This is a genomic window from Halobellus litoreus (assembly GCF_024464595.1).
Taxonomy (GTDB): domain Archaea; phylum Halobacteriota; class Halobacteria; order Halobacteriales; family Haloferacaceae; genus Haloquadratum; species Haloquadratum litoreum.
This window is the reverse complement of sequence record NZ_JANHAW010000001.1, coordinates 319,355-337,233: the sequence shown is the minus strand read 5'-3', so window position 1 is coordinate 337,233 and position 17,879 is coordinate 319,355. Positions and strand designations below refer to the sequence as shown.

Below are 17,879 nucleotides of genomic sequence, written 5' to 3'. Positions count from 1 at the left end.
CGTGTTCCTCTGTAGTTATCCGAACATCGCGCCGAGGCCCTCGGCACCGTCGTCGTCATCGTCGTCGGTGTCGTCGGCGTCGGCTTCGTCTTCGGTGTCGTCTTCGTCGGCCGATTCCTCTTCGTCGTCCGCGTCGTCCGCCTCGTCAGCGGCCGGCGCGGGCGCCTCGACGCCCCGGAGTTCCTCCGGGAGCGCCTCCTCGTCGTCGATCTGGGCGGCGAGCGCGCGGACCTGCGCGTCGGCCTTCGCGACGAGGTCGGGCAGCACGTCGGGGTCCTCGATGGCGGCGAACAGGCCGAGGGCCTTCGCGTCGCCGGCGGCCTTCGCGAGCAGCGTCGGCGCGGTCTGCGCCGTCGGGTAGCTCGCGTTGACCGAGAGGTTCCGTGCGGCTGCGGCGGCGGACTGGATGTCCGCGCGGTACTCGTCGACGTCGATCGCGAGTTCGTCGGGCTCGAAGCGGACGCCCTCGGAGAAGACGCCCCGCAGGTCGAGGCCGACTTCCTTCGGCTCGATGCCGAGTTCCGAGAGGACGCCTTCGAGTTCCTCGGAGACGGGCTCGCCGGCGTCGAGGACCTTCGAGTCCTCGGTGACTTGGATCGAGCCGTCCATAATGCGGGCTGCCGCGCCCACCTGCTGGAGTTCGCCCACGAACGGGCCGGGGTCGACGCCCGTGTCACCCTCGGGGATGACGATGTCGTTGGGCGCGACTTCGCCGGCGCTGATCGGCGCGGGCGTCTTCGAGGCTTCGAGCTGCTTGTACAGCCCGAAGGGGTTGTCGTTGGTGCCGACGAGGGCGACCTGTCCCGAGACGTACTCGGTCAGGTCTTCGAGGCCGTCGTCGACCTCCTCGAGGGCGCGGACGGTGAGCGTGTTGCGGCTCATCCGCAGTTCCGCGCTCCCGTGGAGTTCCCGCCGCATACTCTGTAGCTGGCGGCTCGGGATGCCGGCGACGTCGACGACGCCGATCGAGTCGTAGCCCTCGAGGAAGTCGACCAGTTCGGCGACCTCCTCGCGCTTCCACTCGGGGATCGTCTCCGTCCGTCTCGCGGCGGCACTCTCGCTCATGCGGGTACCTCCACGGACGGGCCCATCGTCGTCTTCACGTACATCGAATCGATGTTGAGGGGGCCCTTCTCCAGGCTCGCCTCGAGACGACGGACGATGACGTCGACGTTGTCCGCGATCTGGTCGGGGTCCATGTCCTGTGCACCCACGCGGGTGTGGAACGTCCGGCGATCGCGGGAGCGGAGTTGCACCGTGTTCTTCATTCTGTTCACTGTCTCGACGACGTCGTCGTCCGGCTGGAGCGGCGTCGGCATCTTACCGCGCGGACCGAGAACCGTCCCAAGGAAGCGGCCGATGTCCTGCATCAGGCTGGCTTCGGCCACGAAGAAGTCGGTCTCGTCGGCGAGGTCTTTTGCCGCGTCGGTGTCGTCTCCGAGGTCTTCGAGGTCGTCGCCGTCCAGAACCTGGTCGGCGACCTCCTCGGCTCGGAGCGCTGTCTCACCGCTCGCGAAGACGACGATCTGCGTCTCTTGCCCAGTACCGGCGGGCAGGACGACAGACTCGTCGACACGTTTCGAGGGGTCGTTTAGGTCGAGATCGCGCAGATTGACGGCGAGGTCGACCGTCTCGCGGAAGTTCCGCGGCGGTGCCTCGTCGAGCGCGCGAGCGACTGCGTCAACTATCGTATCTGCCATTATTCACCTCCGTAGTACGCAGGATTGCTCCTACGGGTCAGTGAAACAGGCGTCTGCCTGTCTCGTCGGATCGAACGGGTATGGCGGCCTTAAGTCCGTCGAAGCAGTTCCCGCGTACCGCCCGGATTCGGCCCCGAGACGCCGGATTCGTGGGAACCGTCGGCACGGTGGCACCCGGGCCGACCCGCCCGCAATAGTGCCGTCGCTACCAACCGATAGTCCAACGGAGATTCTCATCGAGGCACGTCCGCTGTACCCCGCTATTCGATCGTCAGTCGGACCGCGTGACGGTGACGACCCACTTCCGGACGGTCACCAGATACGCTCCGTACGTAAACGTTACCGAAAACCCCGCGTCTGCACCGCGTCTTCCAGTCACGAGCGCGTCGAGCGCATCGGTATCGACGTAGTCGTAGAGCGGCGGCAGCACGTCCGCGTCCTCGTCGGATGCGCCGATTTGCGGCGTGACGACGGGACGGTCGGAAAACTCGCTCACCGCCGTAACGACCGCCTCGCTGACCGGTTCGCCGGGCTCGCGCTCGTAGTGGTAGGTCTCTTCGGCAGGGGCTTCCAATCCGCTTGATACGCTCATTGGCGTAAATACTCGGTGCCGAGGCAAGTCGGTGACCATTGACTAAGTAACCATTCAAGTAGCCCTGTCAGTTTTATCTTCTGACGAACATATGACGGTATGAGCTTCATCGCGGAGTTCTGCGTCGAGATCCCGCCGCTGGCGCACGCGTCGGAAGCCGTCCCGGAAATGCGGTTCTCCGGCGAAGACATCGTGCTCAAGGGTGACCGTCCGCACAAGTTCGTGTTCACGGCGTACGGGGCCCGTTTCGACGAGTTCGAGGCGGCTCTCGACGCGGACCCGACCGTGAAGGAGTACACCGTGCTCACGAAGTTCGCGGAGACGGCCTACTACGTCGTCACCTACACCGAAGAGACGGACACTCGGGGCACCTATCACGTCGCAGTCGAAGAGGACATCGCGTATCTGAATATGGAACTCCGGAACGGCGAGTACCACGTTCGGGCCCGCGTTCCGCACCGAGCGGCCCTCGGGACGCTCAGGGAGTACTGTCGGGAACAGGGGATTCCGTTCCGCCTGGAACGGATCTTCCACGAGGAATCGTCGCCGTCGGGCGTCGGCCTCACGGACGCCCAGGAAACGGCACTCCGAAGCGCCTACGAGGGAGGGTACTTCGATTCGCCGCGGCAGACGACGCTCGCAGCCATCGGCGACGAGTTGGGCATCTCGCGGCAGGCCGTCGCGGACCGGCTTCGCCGGGGACACAAGCGGTTGATCGAGACGACACTCGTCTGATCGGCGGCCGTCGGGTGCGTACTGCGAGCGAGGTCGGAGTGCCACCGGACGGCATCGACCCGACGGTACATTTTGACTCGCCGACACGTATTTGCTCTCCGGCGGCGATTACTCGGTATGGCACTGAGCGCCAGAAACCGGCTTACAGGAACCGTGACGTCGGTCGAGAAGGACGACATTATGGCGGAGGTCGTCGTCGAACTCGGCGGCGGACAGGAGATCACCTCGACGATCACGCGCGGGTCCGCCGACCGCCTCGATCTGCGTGAAGGCGACGAGGTCGCCGCCGTGATCAAGGCCAGCGAGGTGATGATCGACAGCGAGTGAGCACGGGCCCGGTCGAGTCCAGTCTGCGGTGCGTCACGATAGACGCCGCTGTGCGTACCCTGTCTCGTATCGAACCGGACGACGAGAGAACCGGGGAGAGAACGGCAGTCGCCGGGAGTGACAGAACGCGCGGCGGCCTGCTTACTCCGCGAAGACGTCGTCGTACTCGCCGTCTTCCATCCGCCGTTTGAACTCGCGGGGGTCGTTGCCCTCGATCGTGACGCCGAGGGAGGTGCAGGTGCCGACGACCTCCTTCGCGGCGTTGAACGAGTCGTAGGAGAGCAGGTCCGAGGACTTCTGCTCCGCGATCTTCTTCACCTGTTCGACGGTCAGATCGGCGACGAAGTTCTTCTGGGGTTCGCCCGACCCGGTCTCGAAGCCGGCCTCGTCTTTGACGAGTTCGGCCGTCGGCGGAACGCCGACAGAGATCGAGAAGGAGCCGTCGTCATCGTACTCGACGGTGACGGGGACTTCCATCCCGTCGAATGCGGCGGTCTCGTCGTTGATCTGCTGCACGACGTCCTGCACGTTCACAGGAGTCGGTCCGAGTTCCGGACCGAGCGGCGGACCGGGGTTCGCCTCCCCGCCGGGAACGAGTACTTCGATAGTTCCAGCCATACCTCACAACACCCTGCGGCGACTTTTAACGGTTTTCTTTCGGCCGAACGGCCGTGCGAGGGAGCGGCACGGCGTCTGCGGTCGGAACGCGAGAGGCGATCGCTTGGGATTGACGATCGAAATGGTTCGGCCCCGGGTCGACTATGGCGTCGACCGCCGACCGACTCTCTCGGCCGTCACTCCTCGACGCTTGCTAGTGTCCGCCCCGTCATTCACTGGCCGTCCGCCCCGTCAGTCACCGGTCGTCGGCCACGACGTTCACAGGTCGAGGCCGAACGGTGCGGCGTCGCCGGCGTGGGCCGCGACCGACCCCAGCAGCTCGGCGACGGCGTCGAGGTCGGCCGTGTCGATCACCTCGACGGGGGTGTGCATATACCGGTTCGGGATCCCGAGATTCAGCGCGGGAATGCCGCTGCGGGCGGTGTAGAACGCGTCGGCGTCGGTGCCGGTCCGCGTCCCGGTCGCCTGCAACTGCACGTCGACGTCGGCGTCGGCGGCCGAATCGCGGGCGAGTTCGACCAGCGAAGGGTGGTTCGCGCTGCCGCGGGAGACCACCGGCCCGCTCCCGAGTTCCACCGGGCCGGTGCGTTTGCCCGGGATGTCGGGGTTGTCGGTGGCGTGGGTCACGTCGACGGCGACCGCGGCGTCGGGGTCGAGGTCGAACCCGATCATCTTCGCGCCCTGGACGCCGACCTCCTCCTGCACCGTACTGACGGCGTACACCGTGGCGTCGACGTCGGCTTCGGTCGCCGAGCGGAGCCCCTCGGCGGCCGACCAGATCCCCACGCGGTTGTCCATTCCTCTGGCGGCCAGTCGAGTCCCCTGCAGCGGCCGCACGCGGGTCTCGACGGTCACCGGGTCGCCGACCTCGACGAGGTCTTCGGCCTCCTCGCCGTCCTCGGCACCGACGTCCACGAACTGCTCGTCGATGTCGTCGTAGGACTCGGCCTCCCGGTCGCGCAGGTGGATCGCCGTCTGCCCGACGACGCCCGCGACCGGGGCCTCCGCGTGGACGGTCACGTGTTGGCCCTTCGAGACCGTCCGATCCGCGCCGCCGATCGGGGCGATCCGCAGGAAGCCCTCTTCGGTCACGTCGCGGACGATGAACCCGATCTCGTCGGCGTGGCCGGTGAACGCGATCGAGGCGTCGGAACGCCCCTCGTGGACCGCGACCGCGTTGCCGTAGTCGTCCGTCCAAACCTCGTCGGCGAACTCGCGAACGTAGTCGAGCCACACTCGCTGGCCGACGGCCTCGAACCCCGAGGGGCTGGGCGTCGTCAGCAGATCTGTCAGAAACGTGCGTCTGTCTTCGTCCATACGACCGCTCCGACTGCCCGATACCTGAAAGCACCGAATGATAAATGCTAGACATTCGTCGTCGCGCGTCTCGCCCCGCCGTCCGCAACGGTTATGATTCCTGTCGGCGTACCGAAATTTGAGATGACCGAGTTCACGTTCTTCGAGATTCACCTCCACGACGGCCTCAGTTTCAGCGCGACGAACACCGCCCCCGCGATCGGCGGCTCCGGTGACGAGGCGGCGTCGAGCGAAGCCGATGGCGAGGAGTCATCGGATGGGTCCGGCGGAACCGAGGAGACCGGTACCCCGCTCGGGGAGGATTCGGGACGGCTCCGAATCGGCGCGCTCGTCGCGCTCGTGCTACTCGTCGCGCTCGCGGCCGCGGCGAAGTACCTCCGCGGCGACGACGATCTCGAACTGACGGAACTCGACGACTTCGCCGAGGAGTGACGCGACCGACCCGCGGGCACTGTCGGAGTCGACCCTCGTGACCCCGACTGCCGGACGCTCGCGGGACTGCCGGAGCCGGCGCTGCCCGGATCCCCGAGGGTCGATTTCAGTCGGATAGCTTAAGCGCCGTCCACGGTATGCCTCCCGTATGACCGTCTCAAGCGCCCCCGGCAAGGTGTACCTCTTCGGGGAGCACGCGGTCGTCTACGGCGAACCCGCGGTCCCGTGCGCCATCGAGCGCCGGGCCACCGTCACCGTCGACGCCCGCGAGGACGACCACATCAGGGTCGAAGCCCGGGATCTGAGCCTCGACGGCTTCACCGTCGAGTACGCCGACGACATCGAGGATCGCCCCGACGTCGACGTCCCGGCGGGCCTCGTCGACGCCGGCGTGGGCTACGTCGACGCCGCGGTCGAACAGGCCCGCGACGCCGCCGACGCGCCCGCGGCCGGGTTCGACATCCGCGTCGAGAGCGAGATCCCGCTCGGTGCGGGCCTCGGCTCTTCGGCCGCCGTCGTCGTCGCCGGCATCGACGCCGCGACGCGGGAACTCGGCGTCGAACTCGCTCCCGAAGAACTGGCCGAGCGCGCCTACCGCGCGGAGTACGACGTCCAGGACGGGCAGGCCTCGCGCGCGGACACGTTCTGTTCGGCGATGGGCGGCGCGGTCAGGGTCGAAGGCGACGACTGCCGCCGGATCGACGCGCCGAACCTCCCCTTCGTCGTCGGCTTCGACGGCGGCGCGGGCGACACGGGCGAGCTCGTCGCGGGCGTCCGCTCGCTCCGCGAGGAGTACGGTTTCGCCGCCGACACCGTCGAGAGCATCGGTGACATCGTCATGGAAGGGGAGTCGCTGCTCGCCGCGGCCGACCCGGCGTCCGATCCGGAACCGGAACTCCTGGCCGAACTCGGCCGACTGATGGACTTCGATCACGGCCTGCTCGAAGCCCTCGGCGTCTCCTCGCGCACGCTCGACAATATGGTCTGGGCCGCTCGGGAGGCCGGCGCGCACGGCGCGAAACTCACCGGCGCGGGCGGCGGCGGCTGCATCGTCGCGCTCGACGAGACGCCCGAGACGCGGACGGCGCTCCGGTACACCGCGGAGTGTCGCGACGCGTTCCGCGCGGAACTGGACCGCGAGGGCGTCCGCGCGGAGCGGCCGACGACCGCGGCGACGGACGGATCGACGAACGCGGAGGCGAAGTGACGTGACGACCGTCCTCAAACTCGGCGGGAGCGTCATCACCGACAAGGCAACGCCCGAGACCGTCGACGACGACGCCCTGGACCGCGCGGTCGGCGCGATCGCCGACGCGGACGTCTCGCGACTGCTGCTCGTGCACGGGGCGGGGAGTTTCGGTCACCACTACGCGGAAAAGCACGGCGTCACGCCCACCGACGGGAGCCACGACGCCGTCGGTGTCTGGGAGATCCACGACTCGATGCGACGGCTCAACGACGAGGTCGTCGGGCGGTTGCAGTCGGCGGGCGTCCCGGCGCTACCGGTGCATCCGCTCTCGGCGGGCGCGCGCGCCGCCGATTCGACGTTGTCGCTCGCGTCCGACACCACGGCGACGATGCTCGCCGAGGGCTTCGTCCCCGTGCTGCACGGCGACGTGATCGCCCACGCGGACGCGGGCGCGACGATCATCAGCGGCGACGAGGTCGTCGCCCACCTCGCTCGCGGCCTCGACGCCGACCGCGTCGGGCTCTGTTCCACCGTCGACGGGGTCTACGGCGACGACGGCGACGTCGTGAGCGAGATCACCGACTTCGGAGACGTCGCGGACGCGCTCGGCGGCTCCGATGCGACGGACGTGACCGGGGGAATGGCGGCGAAGGTGCGCGCGCTGCTCGAACTCGGCGCGCCGGCGTCTATCTTCGGTCCCGACGCGCTCTCGGGCTTCCTGGCGGGACGGTCGGTCGGGACAGTCGTCGACGGGCGGTGAGGCTTCCGGCGGACGCGGGATCCCGCGAGGAAACCGATATGTAACCCGCAGGTCAACGGTCCTCTATGAGCGAATCGGACGGGTCGGTCGAGGCCCAGGACACCCGCGAGGTCATTATGGAGGCCACTTTCCGGGCACTGCGCGAACACGGCTACACCGACCTGCGCGTCCGCGACATCGGGGCCGAGATGGAGCTGTCCCGACAGGTGATTCACTACCACTTCGACGGCAAGTACGACCTGCTGTCGTCGTTTCTGGAATACGTCATCGACCAGTACGAGGGAAGCATCGAGGTCGACGAGGAGACGGGGCCACGCGAGGAACTCGATATGCGGATCGATCGCTGTCTGTTCGGGCCGGAACTCGAGGAGTTCTCCCACTGGGACCGGATGCAGGTGTATCACGAACTGTACGCGTCCGCCCAACACGACGAGGCGCACCGCGAACTGTTCACGGAGCACTACGATCGACTCAAACAGGGCATCGTCGACGTCATCGAGCGCGGGATCGAACAGGGGTCGTTCCGGGAGGTCGACGCCGACCTGATGGGACAGCACCTCACCGATACGATACACGTCGCCCGGGAGCGACGCCTCGCGCTCGGACACGACGACGCGCCGGACGAGGCCCGCCGCGCGATCGACGAGTTCGTTCTCGACTCGCTGTATCCCGCCTCCGAGACGTGAAGAACCTACCTCCCGTTCATCTCGTCCGCGTGTGGCCGTGGACTCGAGTTCGAATCCGCGTCGATAGACCCCCGAACAGGCGACTTCGGCTTACAGTTCGGGGACGTCCGACGGCATATCGAAGTCGTGGTAGTACTCGCCTTTCTCCTTCGACAGAACGTCCAGGACGGCGGCCGCGCCGTCGCCGGCGGCGATGACGGCCTGCCACTTCTCGGGCCGCCCCATCGCACCGGTCGCGTAGACGTTCTCGACCGACGTCTCCATATCGAGGGTCACGTCGACGACGTCCTCGTCGGTGAACTCGCAGCCGAGATCGTCCGCGAGGCTCCGATCGCCGCCGGTCGCGAGGACGACGTACGACGCCTCGTAGTCGTCTTCGGCCGTCGAGACGACGAACCCGTCGTCGGCCTCTGCGACGTCCGTCACCGCCTCCTCGACGAGGGTCGCCCCGCGGTCGCGGGTCTGACCGCGCGCGACCGCGAGGAACTCGTCGCCGCTGATGCTCCGGACCGCGGGGTAGTTGAACAGGTGGGCCTTGTGCATCCACGACTCGTCGGTGTCGAAGAGGACGGTTTCGAGGTCGTTCTTCGCGGCGTACAGTGCGGCGCTCAGGCCGGCGGGTCCACCGCCGACGACGGCTACGTCTACCATATCTCCGCGAAGCCACCGCTCGTACATACGCTTTACCATCTGGTAAAACAGACGCTCCCCCGACTACAGCACGAACGGGCCGCGCTGGCGGATCGGTTCGCCGTGCGGTTCCCCCGCGACCGCGACGACTCGGCAGTCCCCGCCGCCGTCGCCGCGGAGTTCGACCGGCTCGTCGTCGGTGACGGGGAGCACGTCGCCCTCGCCGAACGGTTCCGCCGCGTCGAGCGTGGCGGCGTCGCTCTCGCGACCGACCGCGACCGTGCCCGAGCCGGAGACGCCGTAGAGAAATCCCGACCACTCGTCGGGCCGCGTCCACGTCCAGGTGTCCGCGTCCGCGACCTCGACGTCCAGATACGCCATCGGGGTCCGAAGCGTGATCGGCGACCCCTCGCCGACGATGGTGGTCACGGTCGCGCCGTCGACCGTTTCGGTGGGCAGTTCCGTGGCCATCGCGTCCTCGTAGTCCGGTTCGATTTCTTTGTCCTCTCGGGGGAGGTTCACCCAGAGTTGGAGTCCGGTACAGGCCGTTCCGCCCGCCGGGAACTCCGAGTGTCGGATCCCGTTTCCGGCGGTGATCCGCATCGCCTCGCCCGCCTCGGCGGTGTTCGTAACCCCGAGGGAGTCCTCGTGTTCCATCCCGCCGTCGAGCATATACGAGACGATCTCGAAGCCGCGGTGCGGATGCATCGGGAACCCCTGGTCGGGATCGATGTAGAACCGCTCGAACAGGACGAACGGATCGAGGTTCGAGGGATACGCGTTCGTCGGGAACGCGCGGTTCGAGTGCACGCCCGTCCCGTGTCGGACGCGCTGGCCCTGGCGCACGCTTCCGGTTGCGTCTGACTCGTTCTCTGTCATACGCGCCGTTGGTTTACCGTTCGGTAAAGACTGTCGGGACAGGCAGTCGGCCTCGTTCAGGACGACGTTCAAACCCAGCTCACGCCGCTCCGCCGGTACGTCGGTGAGGGCCTGCCGTCGCGCGGTGTTCCCGTCGGAGATTCGACTATTATTTATCAACGTGCTATAAATTCATCTCAACGTGAAACTGCCATCGGGACTCCGGCTGGAAGGGACGCCGTTCGACGGTCGGGAGTTCTCGCGGCTCTGGTTCGTCGCCACCGCGACGTACGGCGTCGGGGACATCGTCACGACGATCGCGCTGATCGGCTTCAGTGAGAAGGTCAGGGAGGCGAATCCGCTGATTCGGGCCGCCGTGGACGCGCTCGGGAACGCGGGACTCGTCGGGCTCAAACTGGCGGTGTTTCTGACGTTCATCCTCGTGAGCGTCGACGCCGCCCAGCGCGAGGACCCGATATTCTACTACCTGCCGCCGATCGTGCTGACAGTGATGGGGACGTTCACGACGGTGTACAACGTGCGGTTGCTGATGGGGTGACTGTCTCTGTGAGTTCCTGACTCACCACCCGCGTGCGAGGATCAATCAGTACGGGTTTTCGGTTGGTTCGTTCACAACGTTCCCATTCCCGCTCCCCTTTCCTGGATTGTCGGGCTTTAGGTAAACACCGCTGATACCGTCGATTTCGACCCCGACGATCGAGCCCGTAAGATCATCGTCGTCGAAATCACCAATTCTCAGGTCTTCGTTCACCGGAACCTTCTCGTAACCGTCACTAGACGATACGTCGCCGTCGTCCTCACAGTACAATTTCGCACTGACGTCGCCGCCGATCCCGCCGCCACCGCCGTTGTTCTCGGTCGTGAGTATCCGGATTTTCCCGCTTCCTCCGTTGAATTTGACTCCCGTGATACTGTCTGTAACATCGCTTCCGGTTGCCGTCTCGTCCTTCTCTTCCGGATCGCAGTGGATCGAGAATGTCCGCGTCTTGTCGACACTCGCACCACCCGCGTCCCCACTGAACGTAAGCGTGAAACTGGTGTCTCCCGGGCTGTCGCATTCCACGGAGATGTAGGCCTTGATTCCGGTCGGGAGGTCTTCGCCGTCCGATTCGCCCTCATCTGCTTCCTCGACGATTTCGACCGGCTCCTCTACTTCGATTTCGTCGATACCATCGCCCTGCTCGTCGATCACCACTGACAGACCGAGCGGAGACGCGAACTGATTCTGGATTCTGACGACATCGGTCTTCTCACCGACAGTAACCCCGTCGGCCGCCGGCAGGCGCTTCAATCCCAGATACGCATTCTCGTCTTCGACGACGTTCACCTCCACGCCGCGGTCGGCTTCGACGCTGCTGAACGCGCCGGTACCGATGCCCAACGCCCCCGAGCTTGCCCCGCCCAGTAGCAGGATGAAGTGTCGTCGTTTCATCTCAATCGTGGGTCCCCGAACCCGTCCCGCACTATCAGATCGTACGTCTCGAACGCATATGGTTATGCCCCGTTGGAACCACCGTATGGCACTCCCTGAAGCCCGTATCGGAGTGCCTGAACCGCCTGTCTGTCGGCGTCGATGCCCCGGTACGTCCGTCGTTTACTGCAGTTCCGGCGGTGCCTCGGGTTCGCCGACCTTCATCTCGGCGGTGTAGTACTTGTGCGTCACCGCCGAGAACGCGAAGGCGACAACGATCGCGAGCGTCCACGCCAGATCGGGCAGCATCGCGAACGGCCACGCGCCGATCCACACGGCCGCGACGAGCGCCGCCGAAACCGCCGAGAGCCCGATGTAGTACTCGCTCCAGGGGACCTCCCGCCCCTCCACCACGTCGAGGTAGAGGTCGACGTCCTCCAGGGCGGGCGTCGGTTCGATCACCCCGCGGTTCTTGTTGAACTCTACCACGCCCGCGCGGTCCATCTTCGGCAGGTGCGACTGCTGGAGCGCCGTGTACACCCGCTTGCGCTCGTCGCCCGTGATCTCCGCCGTGTCGATGCCGTTCTCCCACGCCGCGATCTGCTCGGCCATATCGCCGATTTCGAGTGACTCCTCCTCGTGCTTGAGTAGATGCACCGCGAACCGCCGCCGCTGATTGGAGAGCACGTCGAAGAGCTCGTCCTCCGAGAGCTCTGTCGTCGGTTCACCACCCCCGTCTATCTGTTGTGCCGACGCCATTCGTGTCTGACAAGTATGAGCCAAACAACATAAATCCCGCGATCGTGATACTGCTATGAGAGGTTCTCAACCGTGAAAATCACGAGTTTGGAGGGGTCTGGACGCCCGAAATACGGCATACAGCGGTCTTCTACTCGTCATTTCGCTCACGGCTGAATCCCGATAGGTCAACGACCGATCAGTTCATACCAGTTTAATTATAATTTGCCAGCGGGATTCGACGCGCGGTTCGGTCACTCGAAGGACTCCAGTTTTCGGACGATTTTCGCGTACAGGTCGGGAGCCACGTGCCACCCGCGCTCGATCATCGCGTCGATAGTGTCGCGTCCTTCCTCGGTCGACAGCCCGCCGTCTCTCACGCTCGCGAGGACGAGGTAGGCGGTCCCCCGCGTCTCGATGCCCGCCACCTCGGCTGCGGACCGCCCGGTCGATTCGTCCATCACGGCGACGGCGTCGCGGGCGTCGGCGCACGCGAGGACCGAAACGTCGGCGTCACTCAGTCCGGGGTGACGCCGCAGTCGCGTCGCGACCGCGGACTCGTCGGTGTCGACCGCGACGACGTCGACGAGGCCGTCCTCGACGGCGCGCTTGATCTAGGCTGAGTCAGAAGCAATCGTTGCTACCCCGGCAGCGTGCTGAAAAATTTAGCCGAATAAATAGGATATTTTAGGGGCTACTCTGGGGTTTCCTCTGCTCCGAAGATGTTGTCTCCACTAACCCATTGCGGATCGCTGAAAGCCTCTACAGTGAAGTCCACATCCGGAATCGAAGGAGATCCTTCTCCCAGAACTGTTTCCGAAGCAATGACACGAGCAATGACATCAATAGAATTACCCGCACCAAGCTCTACGTATCCCGCTTTTTCGATGAAATTATATCCAGTTGCACCGGGATGCTTTCGAATACTCTTTTGTCCCGTCGTACTCCCGAAGTCGGGGCCGGTACTCGGAACCGAGTCACGTCCAATCACTCCAAATTCTCCTACAGAAAGATTGTTTGCATCGCCTTTCGGAACCGCTATAAATTGGAAATCGATTCCAGCAGGGACCGTGATATTAGCTTCTGATGCATCGTTTCCACTTGCCGTGGTGGTGAGATCGTTATTCGAAAGCGGATTTTCTACCTGAATATGTAGCGTTTCAGTACTCTGGTTCTTAATCTCGAAAGCCGGACGTGCTTCGGTAACTCCGACATTTACTCCTTCTCCTCCATTTCCCGAATCAGAGGCAAAGTCCAACGATAACGTGCTGTTAGATTGATTAACAAATGGAGAGTCAGTATTCCCAGTAAGACCAACGTACGCATTTTCGTCGCCCGCGACATCCACCTGATATCCGCGATCAGCACGAACACTAGTCACTGCACCCGTTCCGACTGCTGCTGCACTTCCAGTTGCCAATGCACCCAGGCCAATCACGAATTTGCGTCGTTGCATAGTTGATCTACCTCTGTTACCGCGCGACCCGGATCGAGAGACACGTTGTCTCCCGCGCCAACCAGGGTCGCTATACAGTATACAAAGAACGTATCTCATATCGTTATGAGTCGGCAGAATGTTCTCTGGCTGATATTGAACTCGCTCTGGCTTGGCCTACACCCGTTCTGGCCAGGTCTGAAATGGCTCAGTTTCCTACTGAAACCGCGTAGAACACGCCACTGACACATCGTCGATAAGTTCTGGGTTCTCCGAAATCGTCTGTTGGGTGGAAACCGTCATCAGTAGCGACTGCCGGAGCAAACGGGGTCGTACATCGCTCTCACCTTACAAGTGGAGCTTCACTGGCTCCGATGATTTCGCCTACAACGACACCCTTCACCGACTTCAGGCACTGTATTATCAAGAACCCATAGGCAGTATTCTCTGGCGACACCGCAATGCCAACCACCCGCCGCACCGCGATCCTCGCCCTGCTGCTCGTAGCAACAGGATCGCTCGTCTTCACCACTGGTGCGGCGGTGGTAAACGGTCCCGCGGACACCTTCGCCGAAGACCGCCTCGCGGTCCAGCCGGCGGAGGGGCCGAACGGCGACTACGCCTACTTAAATGAAGACGACGAAATCGTCGTCGACATTTCGCCGACGAACCCCAATCTCCCGGCCGACTTCAGGGGCGTCAACCCCGAGACGCTCGCCTCCGCGGAGGGCGTCTTCACGATCACGTACACGGCCGACGAGTACGCGCGGGTCTGGATCGAACACGAGGGCGACGCGATCACGTTCGTCAGCGGCGGCGACTCCATCGAGGGCGAGGCCAACAACGTCACGCTCGCACCGAACCAGACGGTCGCGGTCGGCCTCCGAATCGACACGCGCGGAGAGGTCGCGGGCACCCAACTCGGTTCTGACGACTTCTCGATCCGCGCGGAGGTCGCCGAGCCGGAGGAGGTGTCGGACTCGCCGCCGTCGACGCTCGGTGGCGGCGGGGGTGTGGGCGGCGGCGGGCTGTCGACGACCGTGCGGTCGCCGGACGTCGACGAGCGGCGATTCGTCGCGACCGGCGCTCGATCCGGCGACTCGGTCGCATTCGACGCCGACGGGATGGCGCTCGACGGCGGGAACGTCACGATGGACCGCCTCGAACTGACCGGGCTGCCGGGCGGGAGCGTCGAACTGAACGCCGTCGGCAGCCCCGACGCGTTCGACGAGGCGAGCAGACTCGACGCGTCGACCGACCCGCGGTCGCTGGCGTACCTCTCGCTGGAGTACGACTTCGAGCCCGAGGAGGTCGACGGGATGACGCTGCGGTTCAGCGCCGATCCCGCGTACCTCGACTATGCGGGGATCGACCCCGCGGCGGTGACCCTCTACCGCCAGACCGACGCGGGCGAGTGGGAGCGGCTGCCCACCGAGGTCGTCGACGAAGAGATCGCTCGCGAGCGGGGGCTCCCCGCGGACCGCGTCCACTTCCGGGCGCTGACCGACGACTTCTCCACGTTCGCGGTGGCCGAGGAGGTCCCCCACCTGTCCGTCACCGACGCGTCGCTCGACGCGTCGACCGTCGCGCCGAACGAGGCGGTCACCGTCCGGGCGACCGTCGAGAACGCGGGCGGCGCGAGCGGCGAGCGGACGATCACGCTCACCGCCGACGGGGCCACGGTCGCCACCGAGCGCGTCGCGCTCGACCCGAAGGCCTCGACGATCGTCGACCTCGCCGGACGGTTCGAGACGGGCGGCGAGGTCGCGCTCGCCGTCGACGGCGTGCCCGCGGGTACGCTGGTCGTCGACGCGCCGACGACGGACGCCCCTCCGGAAGCGACGGAGGATGATTCGGGCACGGCGGAGGATCTCTCGGGTGCCGACGGTGCGGGCGCGACCGCCACGCCGGGGTCGGACGGTTCCCCGAGCGCGGCGGATCGCCGCTCCGGAACCGCGGCGGACGTCGAGGGGAACGCCGGTTCCGGCGGCGCGCTGTTAGAACCCAGCGGGATCGACCTCGTCGAACTCGGCGGACTGATGCTGCTCGTCGCGATCGCCGTCGCCTTCGTCGCGCTGGCCCGACGGATGCCGCGGTCGTGAACGCGATCGATCCCCGTCTCGCACGGCCGCTCCGCGGGCGCGGGTTCTCGGAATCGAGAACCGGAGCGACAAGTGTTAGCCGCGGGCGCGAGAAGGCGGACTCGTGACGCGAGTACCGACCGGTGAGGGCGATCCGATCGACGGCGACTCCGAGTCCACTCCCGCCGGCTTCCGGCAGGAGTTGCTCGCCCGCGCCCGAGCGGTCGACCTGCTCGCCCTGGGTGCGGTGCCCGCCGTTCTCGTTGCGGTCTTCGCCCTTCCCGAGGCGACCCGCCTGTCGTTCGCGTTTGCCTACACCGACCCCACGGCGGTGACCGCCTTCACCGCGCATTACGTTCACCTCGGGACCGGCCACCTCGCGGGGAACCTGGCTGGATACGGCCTGCTCGCGAGCGTCGGCTACGCGCTCGCCGTCCTGGGCGGCCGGCGGCGGTTCTTCCTCACGTCGATGGCGACGTTTCTGCTCGCGTTCCCGTTCGTCCTGTCCGCGCTGAATCTGGCCGTGCCGCGGAACGCCGTCGGATTCGGCTTCTCGGGGATCAATATGGCGTTCGCCGGGGTGCTCCCGCTGCTGCTCTGGGCGTACGCTCGCGACCGGTTCTTTCCGACGGCGTCCTTGCGCGCCCTCCCGGCCGTCTTCTTCCTGCTCGTGGGCTGGATCGCGCTCCTGGCGCTGCCGGTTTCCACCGACGGCATCGGCCTCGCGGGACTCGGGATGGCCGCTACCGGGCTGGTCACTGGCGTCGCCTACGCGTGGCGGACGGAAATTCGGCTTCGACACCCGGTTCGTGAACGGGTCCGAGCCGTGACGTCGCAGGCGGGGTACGGTGACCTGTTCGTGATCGGCACGGTCGTACTCGTCGGGTATCCGATCGTCGGCTTCCCCTCCGATCCGACCGGCAGCGGGAGCGTCGTGAACCTCTACGTTCACCTGCTCGGCTTCTGTCTCGCCTTTATCGGGCCCTTCATTCTCCTCGTCGGTGACGTCATCGACGAGTGAGTCCCCCGAATCGCGGGCCGGGATGTCGTGCCCTTCGGTCGCCGCCATCCGCCTTCGTCGAACCACGAATTTATAACGTATCGATGACATTCTCGGAGCGGAGTCGTCAGGTTCGACCCGCACGCTTCCCTGGCCCCTCGCGACGACCCGACACGATATCATATGTCCCTCAAACGCGTGCTCTCCGTGACGCTGCAGGTGGTCGCGGTAGTCGTGGTTCTCTCGTTGATCGTCGGGCAGTTCCTCGGTCAGCCGATACTCCTCAGTTTCGTGGAGACGGGGAGTATGCAACCGACGCTGGACCCCGGCGACGGGTTCGTTGCCATCCCCGCGCCGATCGCGGGCGACGTCGAACCCGGTGACGTCGTGACGTTCGAGGCCCAGGAGATCCAGGGCGGCGGGCTGACGACGCACCGCGTCGTCGAGGAGACCGAGCGCGGCTACATCACCCAGGGGGACAACAACCCGTTCACCGACCAGGACGGCGGCGAACCGGTCGTACAGGACGCCGAGATCGTCGCGAAGGCGCTCAGCGTCGGCGGGAGCGTGGTCGTCATCCCGCACCTGGGCACGGTCGCGATGGGGTTCCAGTCCGTCCTCGAATCCGTCCAGACGTGGCTGGCCGTCACGTTCGGCGTGCGGTCGTTCCAGGGGACGCAGGGGATCGCCTACATCCTCTTCGGGCTCTCGGCGATCGCGTACGGGGTCGACTGGTACCTGGACAAGGGGAGTCGCGACCGGCCCGCACGCGACCGGTCGCGCGACGACGGGACGTCGGTGTTCGCGATCGTCGTCGTTCTCGCGCTCGTGTTGATGGCCACGGCGACCGCCGCGATGGTCGTCCCCGGCGGCACGCAGGAGTACGGGATCGTCAGCGCCGAATTCGAGTCGGAGAATCCGACCGTCATCGAGCGCGGCACGAGCCAGGAGATCGAGTACACCGTTCCCAACGCGGGGCTCGTCCCGGTCTACGTGTACGTCACTCCGTCGAGCCCCGGCGTCGACGTCGATCCCGAACAGGTCACCGTCGGCGGCCGAGACGACGCGACGACAACGGTGACGCTGTCCGCCCCGGAGGAGACCGGCTACTACCGGCTGTTCGTCACCGAACACCGGTACCTCGCGATCCTGCCGTTCAGCGTCGTCGACGAACTCTACGGCGTTCACCCGTGGGCGCCGCTGCTCGCGATCAACGGACTGCTGGGTGGCGGCATCGTCGCCCTAGGGCTGGTCCTCTTCCGCGGTGAGCCCGCGCGGATCCGCTCGCGCGAATCGCGCGCCAAACCCTCGCTACACCGCCGCCTCCTCCGTGAATTCTACAGGTGACC

General features: G+C 65.7%; 21 protein-coding genes. 10 read left to right on the top strand and 11 right to left on the bottom strand.

Annotated elements, in window-relative coordinates; genetic code table 11:
- Nucleotides 1-15 precede the first annotated feature (15 nt).
- From NO360_RS01705 to NO360_RS01695, 3 genes are all read right to left on the bottom strand, one after another.
- Nucleotides 16-1,065, bottom strand: coding sequence for a 50S ribosomal protein L10 (locus tag NO360_RS01705; RefSeq protein WP_256305644.1), 1,050 nt, complete (start codon nt 1,063-1,065; stop codon nt 16-18).
- Nucleotides 1,062-1,700: a 50S ribosomal protein L1 gene (locus NO360_RS01700; RefSeq protein ID WP_256305643.1), complete on the bottom strand. Its 639-nt coding sequence runs from the start codon at nt 1,698-1,700 to the stop codon at nt 1,062-1,064. The genes NO360_RS01705 and NO360_RS01700 overlap by 4 nt, the downstream gene beginning before the upstream one ends.
- 271 nt (nt 1,701-1,971) lie before the next feature.
- The gene (locus tag NO360_RS01695; RefSeq protein WP_256305642.1) at nt 1,972-2,292 is read right to left on the bottom strand and encodes a HalOD1 output domain-containing protein; all 321 of its coding nucleotides are present in this window, start codon (nt 2,290-2,292) and stop codon (nt 1,972-1,974) included.
- A 99-nt stretch (nt 2,293-2,391) separates the two neighbouring features.
- Here NO360_RS01695 and NO360_RS01690 point away from each other — a divergent pair, with 99 nt between their 5' ends.
- Nucleotides 2,392-3,027 (top strand): helix-turn-helix domain-containing protein, encoded by a 636-nt coding sequence (locus NO360_RS01690; RefSeq protein WP_256305641.1) that lies wholly within the window; start codon nt 2,392-2,394, stop codon nt 3,025-3,027.
- A 117-nt stretch (nt 3,028-3,144) separates the two neighbouring features.
- On the top strand, nt 3,145-3,354 hold the full coding sequence (locus NO360_RS01685) for a TOBE domain-containing protein (protein ID WP_256305640.1): 210 nt from the start codon (nt 3,145-3,147) through the stop codon (nt 3,352-3,354).
- 141 nt (nt 3,355-3,495) lie between these two features.
- On the opposite strand, the gene NO360_RS01680 is transcribed toward NO360_RS01685, so the two are convergent.
- Together NO360_RS01680 and NO360_RS01675 are read right to left on the bottom strand one after the other, a co-directional pair.
- Nucleotides 3,496-3,972, bottom strand: coding sequence for a 50S ribosomal protein L11 (locus tag NO360_RS01680; RefSeq protein ID WP_256305639.1), 477 nt, complete (start codon nt 3,970-3,972; stop codon nt 3,496-3,498).
- Nucleotides 3,973-4,230: 258 nt separating this feature from the next.
- The gene (locus tag NO360_RS01675) at nt 4,231-5,289 is read right to left on the bottom strand and encodes a M20/M25/M40 family metallo-hydrolase (protein ID WP_256305638.1); all 1,059 of its coding nucleotides are present in this window, start codon (nt 5,287-5,289) and stop codon (nt 4,231-4,233) included.
- A 123-nt stretch (nt 5,290-5,412) separates the two neighbouring features.
- Between NO360_RS01675 and NO360_RS01670 the strand changes: the two genes are divergently transcribed.
- The 4 genes from NO360_RS01670 to NO360_RS01655 all read left to right on the top strand — a co-directional run bounded on the left by NO360_RS01670 (nt 5,413) and on the right by NO360_RS01655 (nt 8,356).
- On the top strand, nt 5,413-5,721 hold the full coding sequence (locus NO360_RS01670; RefSeq protein ID WP_256305637.1) for a hypothetical protein: 309 nt from the start codon (nt 5,413-5,415) through the stop codon (nt 5,719-5,721).
- A gap of 148 nt (nt 5,722-5,869) precedes the next feature.
- Nucleotides 5,870-6,928, top strand: coding sequence for a mevalonate kinase (mvk, locus tag NO360_RS01665; RefSeq protein ID WP_256305636.1), 1,059 nt, complete (start codon nt 5,870-5,872; stop codon nt 6,926-6,928).
- Nucleotide 6,929: 1 nt separating this feature from the next.
- Complete coding sequence (locus NO360_RS01660) at nt 6,930-7,670, top strand: isopentenyl phosphate kinase (protein ID WP_256305635.1); 741 nt, start codon at nt 6,930-6,932, stop codon at nt 7,668-7,670.
- Nucleotides 7,671-7,735: 65 nt separating this feature from the next.
- A complete protein-coding gene (locus NO360_RS01655) occupies nt 7,736-8,356 on the top strand; it encodes a TetR/AcrR family transcriptional regulator (protein ID WP_256305634.1) in 621 nt (206 codons plus the stop codon).
- Nucleotides 8,357-8,446: 90 nt separating this feature from the next.
- Here NO360_RS01655 and NO360_RS01650 read toward each other — a convergent pair whose 3' ends face one another.
- Both NO360_RS01650 and NO360_RS01645 read right to left on the bottom strand, forming a co-directional pair.
- Nucleotides 8,447-9,046, bottom strand: a complete 600-nt coding sequence (locus NO360_RS01650; RefSeq protein ID WP_256305633.1) for an NAD(P)/FAD-dependent oxidoreductase — start codon at nt 9,044-9,046, stop codon at nt 8,447-8,449.
- A 24-nt stretch (nt 9,047-9,070) separates the two neighbouring features.
- Nucleotides 9,071-9,865 carry a pirin family protein gene (locus tag NO360_RS01645; protein WP_256305632.1) on the bottom strand — a complete coding sequence of 265 codons (795 nt, stop codon included), beginning with the start codon at nt 9,863-9,865 and terminating at the stop codon, nt 9,071-9,073.
- Between the two features lie 181 nt (nt 9,866-10,046).
- Between NO360_RS01645 and NO360_RS01640 the strand changes: the two genes are divergently transcribed.
- Nucleotides 10,047-10,403 carry a DUF5658 family protein gene (locus NO360_RS01640; RefSeq protein ID WP_256305631.1) on the top strand — a complete coding sequence of 119 codons (357 nt, stop codon included), beginning with the start codon at nt 10,047-10,049 and terminating at the stop codon, nt 10,401-10,403.
- 45 nt (nt 10,404-10,448) lie between these two features.
- On the opposite strand, the gene NO360_RS01635 is transcribed toward NO360_RS01640, so the two are convergent.
- The 4 genes from NO360_RS01635 to NO360_RS01620 all read right to left on the bottom strand — a co-directional run bounded on the left by NO360_RS01635 (nt 10,449) and on the right by NO360_RS01620 (nt 13,470).
- A complete protein-coding gene (locus tag NO360_RS01635) occupies nt 10,449-11,297 on the bottom strand; it encodes a hypothetical protein (RefSeq protein ID WP_256305630.1) in 849 nt (282 codons plus the stop codon).
- Between the two features lie 162 nt (nt 11,298-11,459).
- On the bottom strand, nt 11,460-12,035 hold the full coding sequence (locus NO360_RS01630; RefSeq protein ID WP_256305629.1) for a DUF7344 domain-containing protein: 576 nt from the start codon (nt 12,033-12,035) through the stop codon (nt 11,460-11,462).
- A gap of 233 nt (nt 12,036-12,268) precedes the next feature.
- Entirely contained in the window at nt 12,269-12,628 is a 360-nt protein-coding gene (locus NO360_RS19165) for a PIN domain-containing protein (protein ID WP_465260953.1), read from the bottom strand.
- A gap of 80 nt (nt 12,629-12,708) precedes the next feature.
- Nucleotides 12,709-13,470 carry a hypothetical protein gene (locus NO360_RS01620; RefSeq protein WP_256305627.1) on the bottom strand — a complete coding sequence of 254 codons (762 nt, stop codon included), beginning with the start codon at nt 13,468-13,470 and terminating at the stop codon, nt 12,709-12,711.
- Nucleotides 13,471-13,910: 440 nt separating this feature from the next.
- Between NO360_RS01620 and NO360_RS01615 the strand changes: the two genes are divergently transcribed.
- From NO360_RS01615 to NO360_RS01605, 3 genes are all read left to right on the top strand, one after another.
- Entirely contained in the window at nt 13,911-15,551 is a 1,641-nt protein-coding gene (locus NO360_RS01615) for a PGF-pre-PGF domain-containing protein (RefSeq protein ID WP_256305626.1), read from the top strand.
- Between the two features lie 136 nt (nt 15,552-15,687).
- Complete coding sequence (locus tag NO360_RS01610) at nt 15,688-16,551, top strand: hypothetical protein (RefSeq protein WP_256307069.1); 864 nt, start codon at nt 15,688-15,690, stop codon at nt 16,549-16,551.
- 162 nt (nt 16,552-16,713) lie between these two features.
- Complete coding sequence (locus NO360_RS01605; protein WP_256305625.1) at nt 16,714-17,877, top strand: signal peptidase I; 1,164 nt, start codon at nt 16,714-16,716, stop codon at nt 17,875-17,877.
- The last annotated feature ends 2 nt before the right edge of the window (nt 17,878-17,879 follow it).